The organism is Calothrix rhizosoleniae SC01, assembly GCF_900185595.1.
Taxonomy (GTDB): Bacteria; Cyanobacteriota; Cyanobacteriia; order Cyanobacteriales; family Nostocaceae; genus Calothrix_A; species Calothrix_A rhizosoleniae.
On the sequence record NZ_FYBH01000236.1, the window covers coordinates 1 to 8,024 of the forward strand.

The window sequence follows — 8,024 nt, forward strand, 5'->3', positions numbered from 1 at the left end:
GTTATTGTAAAGATATGTAGATAATGCTTTCATAAAAGTAATCCATAAATCACCCACGGGCTTTTATCGTAGCTGTTGTCAGCATCTATGTACTTTGGGGATCCTGTGTGAACTCTGCTCTCACAATCAGCATATATTGAATAGCCATATAACAATGAATGAGAACCGGATTCTTTACGTTCGCCTTCCATGTAATCCCATATTTCCCATTGGAGTAGTTTATCTGAGCGATCATGTCCACAAATTATTTCCCCAAATAGAACAGAGGATTTTTGATTTGGGGACAGTGCCTCCTTTAGATTACTCTAGTGCTTTAGAAAGCTGTATTGATGAGTTTCAGCCCACCCTGCTAGTTTTTTCTTGGCGGGATATTCAAATTTATGCTCCTGTAGGAGGACGTGGTGGCAATCCACTGCAAAATGCCTTTGAGGTGTATTATGCCAAGAATCCTTTAATTAAGTTACGTGGGGCGTTGGGAGGTTTACGAATCTTTATCGCTTACTACGTAGAACTGTGGCGCAACTCGGGATTAATCAAACGTGGCTTAAAATGGGCTCAAAAATATCATAGTCATGCCCGTGCAGTTGTTGGCGGTGGGGCGGTGAGTGTGTTTTACGAACAATTGGGTACAAGCCTACCCCAGGAAACTATTGTCTCTGTGGGTGAAGGAGAAACTCTGCTCGCCAAACTACTGAGCGGAAAAGAATTTAGGGATGAAAGGTGTTATGTGGTTGGTGAAACCAAACCTCGTCAGCGCCTCATTCACGAACAACCCACTCCTTTAGAAAAAACTGCCTGTAATTACGAATATATAGAAAGCATTTGGCCTGAGTTTAATTATTACCTAGAAGATGAAGATTTTTACCTTGGTGTGCAAACCAAGCGTGGTTGTCCTCACAATTGCTGCTACTGCGTTTATACCGTAGTTGAAGGAAAACAGGTACGTATTAATCCCAGCGACGAAATAATAGCTGAGATGCGGCAATTATACAATCTGGGTATTCGCAATTTCTGGTTTACCGATGCCCAATTTATCCCCGCCAAAAAGTTCATTGATGATGCAGTGGAACTGTTGCAAAAAATAGTGGATTCTGGCATGAAAGATATTCACTGGGCAGCATACATCAGGGCAGATAATTTGACACCAAAGCTGTGTGAATTGATGGTGCAAACCGGGATGAACTATTTTGAAATTGGGATTACTAGTGGTTCCCAAGAATTGATCCGGAAAATGCGGATGGGGTACAACCTGAAAACAGTTTTGCAAAATTGCCGAGATTTAAAAGCGGCTGGATTTAATGATTTAGTTTCGGTGAACTACTCTTTTAATGTCATTGATGAACGTCCAGAAACTATTCGCCAAACCATTGCTTACCATAGAGAATTAGAAAATATTTTTGGTGCAGATAAAGTCGAACCAGCTATTTTCTTTATTGGATTGCAGCCCCACACTCACCTAGAAACATATGCCTTGAAAGAAGGTATTCTCCAACCAGGGTATAACCCCATGAGTTTAATGCCTTGGACAGCGAAAAAATTACTCTGGAATCCAGAACCCCTTGGTTCTTTCTTCGGGGAAGTGTGTTTGCAAGCTTGGCGACAAAATCCCAATGATTTTGGACGGGAAGTAATGAATATCCTGGAAGAAAGGCTTGGTTGTGCGCCATTGGCAGAAGCACTATCTGCACCAATAGAAAAAAAAGAAAACATTTAGTAGGTGTGTCATAAAGAATCATCAGAAAGAAAAGATAAAGTATTGATTTTTCAGGCTTTATCCTCTTTATTGTTTTGGTATATTTTGTGATTGGTTCAACGCCTTTTAAACCGATTGGGAACATTCATAATGTGATGAGCATAGAAATGATGCCCCTATCCCTGAAAACAATAAAAAATTTCTTCCCTATGAACCCGCAAAATTGATACACTAACTCATAATCGAAAATATTAAATTATAGGGTTTAGCATAAAACCCATTGGCTTATAACTTTAATAAATGTCAAAAGAGCTTTAATAAGAAAAGCTAAGAATGTTGACTTTTCTGCCCTTTTCCAGATAGTTTTTAATAAAACCCCATGTTAGAAGGCTCTATTTTACAAAAGTTGGAAGTTTCCCATCGTCATAGTGATCAACCACTTAAATTAGGGGTGTACTACAAAAACACCTTGGTTTCTCTATGCCACGCTTTGGAAGATCACATTTTACATGACGACTCTCAGCCCTTAATTCTTACTGCCTTCCAACAGGGCAAATGGTATTTACAAGAAGCTGAAAGGTATGCAGAAGTTGCCCAGAAATCAAGCCAAGTGGGAATTATGGCTACCTCAGATAGTACATGGGCAGAACATCCCACAAGCCAACTAGCTAATGTCAATCTCGTGTCTTTAGACCATAGTGACCCAGTAGCACAAGAATGGCACTTAATTATTTTCTCCTCCAAATACACAGCAATGGTGCTTTGTCAAGAGCTGTCTGAGTCAGATTACGGAGTTGGTGGGAGACCACAATCAGATTTAGAGCGTAAATTCTATGGTCTGTGGACATTTGAGCCCGAATTAGTCAAAGAAACAGTCCAGTTAGTAATCGCTCATATAAAAAAATATCAACCAGAATTAGCCAACCAATTAACAGCTCATTTGCAGACAATCCAACCCCAGTCAGCTACACCAGAAGAGTTGGGAACAGTTGTAGCTCGTGTGGTTGATTATCTGAAAACAGAGGAAAAAAATACTCAGCCCAAAAGCTTGGATCGCAACTTAATTTCCAACGAGATCCAAGCTTTTTTACGTATGGCGCAAATCATGGATGCAGCCGATATCACCAACCCGATGGCAGCGGCAGAAGTGATGACACTTTCAGAGACAATGGCACAGATGTTGGAACTTCCGGCTTGGCAAATCAAAAGATTGCGTCTAGCTGGGTTGCTACATCGTATAGATCCTTTACAGAGAACAGAAAGTGTGCTGGAAAGTACATCAACTTACCAGTCAGATATTCCTCAAGTACCTCCCAGTTGCCCTCTAGTGCCAGGAACACAGGTATTACGTACTATGCCTAGGTTAAGGGCTATAGCCCAAATTATTACCCATCAAACCGAATGCTGGGATGGTAGTGGTAAGCCTGCCGGATTAGTAGGGGATGAGATACCCTTAGAATCGAGGATTTTGGCATTAGCTGCTGAATTTCAATATCGAGTCAATCAGCAGAAAAAATCTCGGTCAAATCCAGAAGAGATTGTGACTCAAGCCTTGGAAGAATGTAAACAACAATCACATCACTTTGACCCGAAACTGTTAGAAACATTAACCTTATTAGTAATGGGTTTACAACAGGGTATGGAATTAACGGTGAAGATACCAAAAGTCAGTTCTAATATGTGGTTATTAGATGAACCATTGGCTAGCAATCTCATGGGTGAGCCAATTAATAGTTCTCAATCATAAATCAAATTCAGCCCTTCCATGTGAGGTTTCGGATTTGAGATCGCTCTTTGAGAGATCTGATTACGGGATTACTTAATTATTATTTATTAAGTATTACTTGCGAGTGGGGCTATAACCCATTAATAATTTCCAAGTTTGAATTTTGCATTCGGAGGGAAGCAACGTGACTATTGAAGCCATTAAATTAGGGGAACTAAAACAATTTCCTGGAGGCGATTTAGAAGACGAAGATTTTTCCCAACTTGACTTAAGCCGGATTAATTTCGCCGGAGCGAAACTGGTTGGTACAGACTTTAGGGAAAGCAAGCTGGAAGGAGCACATTTAGAAGGGGCTAACTTAATGGGAGCCAGCCTCATAGGAACGGATTTGCGGGCTAACTTAATGGGAGCCAATCTCATGCAAGCAGATTTAACAACTGCTGACTTGCGAGGGAGTAATTTGCGCGGTGCGAACTTAATGGGTGCGAGATTAAGTCAAGTATCTTTAGCCGGTGCTTTTTTAAGTGGTGCGAACTTGATGAGCGTCAACTTGCAAGATGTTGATTTGCGGGGTGCTGACTTACGGGGTGCTAACTTCTCCCGAGCCAACCTCAAAGGTGCTGACTTGAGTAATGCTGATTTACAAGGAGCATTATTAAGCGAAGCCAACCTGGAAGAAGCTGATTTACGGGGAGCTAATTTAATGGGAGCTAATTTAATGGGAGCTAACCTTCTATGTGCAGAATTAGAAGGAGCCAAGTTAAATGGAACAACCTTAGAAAAAGCCTGTTTGTTGGGAACTGCGATCGCGGAAGTTGTTTAAGGAATGTTAACTGGGGTATTTTTCACAGTTTGACCACGTACCCACCGAGCGATCGCACTTAAAAAAACCAAACCCATTAACCCAGCTAGAGGATTTCCTTGAATGCCAGTCACCCATTCCGGAACTTTACCTGAATACTCAATTAATTCTCCCACATTAATCATATAGTATCCCCAGACCAAACCAGCATGTATGCCTATGGGGATGCTCAATCTGCCATTACCCCAACGCTTTGCCCATACCAAAGTCACGCCCAACACAATTAAACCCAAAAATTGCGTCCAACTATTGAGGATAACTTCTAAAGGTTTAATAAAATGTAAAATTGCAAAAATTATCCCACTCACCCAAAGTGCTACATGGGGTGCATAATCTCGCTGCAATTCATCCAGCAACCAGCCACGAAATACTAACTCCTCTGCCAAACCCACCGCCAGACTGACAAGCAAACCTTCCAGGGCTACATCGATTAAGGTATCATCTACAGGTATCCAAAATACCCACCCCATTAATCCTTGTAAGCCAAATAGCACCAGAATGCTAATTAATCCAATAGCTAAACCCCGGATTAGTTCCACCCAACTTTGTCGCCCAAACTCCAAGCCATAATACCGAAAAATCTGGGGCTGGTTATAAACCTTTTTGCCCCACCATCTAATTAAGAAGATAAATTCTACATATAGCAGTGCCATCGCCAGAATACTGGCTAAATTACTATCACTTACAAGTAAGTAAATTGGCACCGCTAAAGGTAGCCACAGTACTAATAAAGCTAAAATTAAGCAGCCCAACCTGAGAAATATTGGACTGACAGCTAGAGTAGAAACATTTATATTCATACTAAGTTAACCTACCATGCCAGTGATTGTACGGGAAATCGGACAATAATTATGGAGATGTAGACTTTAGCCCCAGAATTATCAACCTTGACGGTTAAAAGCTGTTGACCGTTTCCTTCGCTTCTCTGGCTGTCGATTTTAAGGCAACTTGATGAAAATCAATGCTGACTTGATGGGGAAGATAATATAAAACAAGGGTGCGATCGCTTTTTTCACCCAACCATTTGCCTATAGCCATCTATTCTTCAGGCTCAATGGTACTAGTTAAACCATGATTTTTCAAAGTTTCACAGTAAAATTCAGCGTGTTCTAAAGCACAAGAAATTACTAAAGCAATATTATTGGTATGAGCTTCCATCATAATACTAACAGCCTGGGGTTGAGTGAGGCTGGGTACAGTAGTCAATAAAGTTTGTACTACATGCTCCATAGAATTATAATCATCATTATGAAGCAAAACACGATACCGAGGGGCAAGTTTACGGGATGTAGAAGATTTTTCTAGAGTTTCAACTGACACGGCTTTTAGTTTTTTGTACTACAACATCTTTACTGCTAAGCACTTGCTTAACAGTTATTCATCTATTTTATAATATCTCTACTATTAAGGTTGATTCTAGCTGTGATCATCCTGGGTGGAGTAGGTAATGCGATCGCACAACTGAGCAAATTTACCATTGAGTCATTCACAATACAATTAGTTGTTGCTGCCAGTAGAAAAGCTGTGTGAGTATGGATAAGTATCTAGAATTACAACCAGGACAAATTCTGTGTTTAGAACATGGCGACCAGAATTTATACGTAGAACTAATTCAATTAGTGATTGCTCGCAACTTATGCTGGGTACGTCCCTTATTATTGGTAGAGAATAGCTGTGAACCACCAATACTTAAGGATCTCAGAAATGCATCCGATTTACTTTGGCAGGTAAATTTATTTCGAGTGGCTTTAGACACAGAAGTCATAACTTATTTTCATCAGCTACTCGCCAAGGAACCTCAAGCAGATTCAGAACCCCTGGCGAAACAACAACTTAATCACTTCATTCATCAAGTTTGGCAAACAAAGCAGCAAGATGAATCATAACTGATTTGCTTTTCTTTCCCTGATCACTTACTAATCTTTCCCCCTTCATAGCGAATTCCAGCATCATCCATCCTTTGAATTGCTTCTTCCATTCTTGCTTCAGGTATGGTCAAAGCGATGCGGAAAAAACCTTCTCCCTGACTCCCATAACCATTACCTGGTGGAACAACAATACCGCAGTGCTCCAATAATAAATTGGTGAATTCTTGAGATGTATATCCTTGGGGAACGGGAACCCAAACGTAAAGACTAGCCTGGGGCGGTTGAATTGACCAACCAAGAGATTGTAGTCCTTGAACAATAACATCTCGACGACGTTGGTATATAGATACCAAAGACTGTAACTGGGCTTCACTGGTGGAAAAAGCCGCGATCGCAGCTCTTTGAATTGCTTTAAAAACACCAGAATCTACATTAGTTTTTACTTGAGATAGCCCTTTAATCCCCGTAGAATTACCGGCAACAAAACCTACCCGCCATCCCGTCATATTGTAAGACTTGGATAAACTATGAAACTCAATAGCCATGTCTTTAGCCCCAGGAATTTGCAGTATACTCGGTGGCTTGTAGCCATCGTATGCAATTTCGGAGTAAGCATGGTCGTGACACAGTAAAATATTGTAATGTCGGCAAAAGCTTACCAATTCCCCAAAAAAATCCAAATTTGCCACAGCTCCTGTAGGATTATTGGGATAGTTAACCCACAATAGTTTTGTTTTTTGAGCTATTTCTTCCGGGATAGCATCAATGTCGGGTAAAAAATTATTTTCTGCCTTGAGGGGCATCCTGTAAGGTTGACCACCTGCAAAAATGGTAGAGGTACGATAAACAGGGTAACCAGGATCGGGGATCAAAGTATAGTCTCCCGGTTCTACAAAGGCTAAAAAAGTATTATGAATTGACTCTTTGGAACCAATTGAAGAGATTATTTCTGTATTAGGGTCTAAGCCCACAACTCCAAAGCGATATTCCATCCACTTAGCTGTTGCTTGAAGAAAATCATCCATTCCCTGATAGGGAGGATAGTTATGAGTAGAGTTATCATCAATTGCTTGATGTATTGCCTCAACTATATGGGCAAAAGTCGGTTTATCTGGATCGCCAACCCCCAAATTAATAATATCTACCCCTTGAGCTATTAATTCATCTCGTTTACGATTAATATCCGCGAACAGATAGGGAGGAATTTTTTCTAGGCGTTGAGCAAACTGCATGGCGATTGACTACTGAACAGATGCGAAGTGTGGAAGCATACTAGCTCAGTTTACGCCAAGCTCGGTGCAAAAAATAATAGCAAACAGCACAATTGTAAACTATATGTATATTTAATAATAAAAGAGAAGATTTAATACTTTTGACTTTTGATTTCCCCTTGTAGGGTACTCATATCTGTTAAGTTTTTTATCAAATTATTAAATGCTGGGAACCAATTTAATTCGCCCTGCATCCATTTCTGTCATCAATAACTCCAAAGCCTCGTAATCAACATCAGAAATGTAACCCTTTTCCGTGAGTTCTGAGTTAATTTCATTCTCAATTTCAGGAGTTAGCTTCTTTATATTCAAGGCTCTTTCGACTAATTGACGAATAGAGTAATTCGTTCTCATAAGGTGATGCCAACTGTGTTGTGGCAATGATTATACCAAGTGACTATTCGTATTAGGAGTGATTCATATAACAAAAAATATGTGACATAAATCACATAGTGGTATTAGATATATATAACAATGAGAACTTAACTATTTTTTGAGAATTATACAATTACTAAATTTTACCAAGTAGTAGTATTACTGATGCTTCTATCTCCTATTATGAAGCTAAAACAGTGATTGTGAAATTATATTCTTCATGGATTGT

General features: G+C 40.0%; 9 protein-coding genes. 4 read left to right on the forward strand and 5 right to left on the reverse strand.

The genetic code is table 11. From position 1 onward, the window contains the following. The first annotated feature begins 154 nt into the window (after positions 1-154). The 3 genes from CALSC_RS14000 (at position 155) to CALSC_RS14010 (ending at position 4,242) form a co-directional block, all read left to right on the forward strand. Positions 155-1,714, forward strand: a complete 1,560-nt coding sequence (locus CALSC_RS14000; protein ID WP_143288260.1) for a photosystem II high light acclimation radical SAM protein — start codon at positions 155-157, stop codon at positions 1,712-1,714. Positions 1,715-2,072: 358 nt separating this feature from the next. Continuing rightward, positions 2,073-3,440: a DICT sensory domain-containing protein gene (locus CALSC_RS14005; RefSeq protein WP_088241941.1), complete on the forward strand. Its 1,368-nt coding sequence runs from the start codon at positions 2,073-2,075 to the stop codon at positions 3,438-3,440. Positions 3,441-3,603: 163 nt separating this feature from the next. Next, the gene (locus CALSC_RS14010; RefSeq protein ID WP_088241942.1) at positions 3,604-4,242 is read left to right on the forward strand and encodes a pentapeptide repeat-containing protein; all 639 of its coding nucleotides are present in this window, start codon (positions 3,604-3,606) and stop codon (positions 4,240-4,242) included. On the opposite strand, the gene CALSC_RS14015 is transcribed toward CALSC_RS14010, so the two are convergent. The 3 genes from CALSC_RS14015 to clpS all read right to left on the reverse strand — a co-directional run bounded on the left by CALSC_RS14015 (position 4,239) and on the right by clpS (position 5,601). After that, entirely contained in the window at positions 4,239-5,081 is an 843-nt protein-coding gene (locus CALSC_RS14015; protein WP_088241943.1) for a CPBP family intramembrane glutamic endopeptidase, read from the reverse strand. The two genes, CALSC_RS14010 and CALSC_RS14015, sit on opposite strands and share 4 nt — an antisense overlap. A 94-nt stretch (positions 5,082-5,175) precedes the next feature. Further along, positions 5,176-5,319 (reverse strand): hypothetical protein, encoded by a 144-nt coding sequence (locus CALSC_RS26495; RefSeq protein ID WP_159460619.1) that lies wholly within the window; start codon positions 5,317-5,319, stop codon positions 5,176-5,178. Then, complete coding sequence (clpS, locus tag CALSC_RS14020; RefSeq protein ID WP_088241944.1) at positions 5,320-5,601, reverse strand: ATP-dependent Clp protease adapter ClpS; 282 nt, start codon at positions 5,599-5,601, stop codon at positions 5,320-5,322. Positions 5,602-5,813: 212 nt separating this feature from the next. On the opposite strand from clpS, the gene CALSC_RS14025 reads away from it, so the two are divergent. Further along, positions 5,814-6,167, forward strand: a complete 354-nt coding sequence (locus CALSC_RS14025; protein WP_088241945.1) for a hypothetical protein — start codon at positions 5,814-5,816, stop codon at positions 6,165-6,167. A 23-nt stretch (positions 6,168-6,190) separates the two neighbouring features. Here CALSC_RS14025 and CALSC_RS14030 read toward each other — a convergent pair whose 3' ends face one another. After that, on the reverse strand, positions 6,191-7,381 hold the full coding sequence (locus tag CALSC_RS14030) for a pyridoxal phosphate-dependent aminotransferase (RefSeq protein ID WP_088241946.1): 1,191 nt from the start codon (positions 7,379-7,381) through the stop codon (positions 6,191-6,193). A gap of 198 nt (positions 7,382-7,579) precedes the next feature. Continuing rightward, positions 7,580-7,774 carry a hypothetical protein gene (locus CALSC_RS14035; RefSeq protein WP_088241947.1) on the reverse strand — a complete coding sequence of 65 codons (195 nt, stop codon included), beginning with the start codon at positions 7,772-7,774 and terminating at the stop codon, positions 7,580-7,582. Between the last annotated feature and the right edge of the window lie 250 nt (positions 7,775-8,024).

Coding starts and splice junctions, on each gene's coding strand:
- CALSC_RS14000 (WP_143288260.1), top strand. CDS start 155: ATGAATGAGAACCGGATTCTTTACGTTCGCCTTCCATGTAATCCCATA.
- CALSC_RS14005 (WP_088241941.1), top strand. CDS start 2,073: ATGTTAGAAGGCTCTATTTTACAAAAGTTGGAAGTTTCCCATCGTCAT.
- CALSC_RS14015 (WP_088241943.1), bottom strand. CDS start 5,081: ATGAATATAAATGTTTCTACTCTAGCTGTCAGTCCAATATTTCTCAGG.
- CALSC_RS26495 (WP_159460619.1), bottom strand. CDS start 5,319: ATGGCTATAGGCAAATGGTTGGGTGAAAAAAGCGATCGCACCCTTGTT.
- CALSC_RS14025 (WP_088241945.1), top strand. CDS start 5,814: ATGGATAAGTATCTAGAATTACAACCAGGACAAATTCTGTGTTTAGAA.
- CALSC_RS14030 (WP_088241946.1), bottom strand. CDS start 7,381: ATGCAGTTTGCTCAACGCCTAGAAAAAATTCCTCCCTATCTGTTCGCG.
- CALSC_RS14035 (WP_088241947.1), bottom strand. CDS start 7,774: ATGAGAACGAATTACTCTATTCGTCAATTAGTCGAAAGAGCCTTGAAT.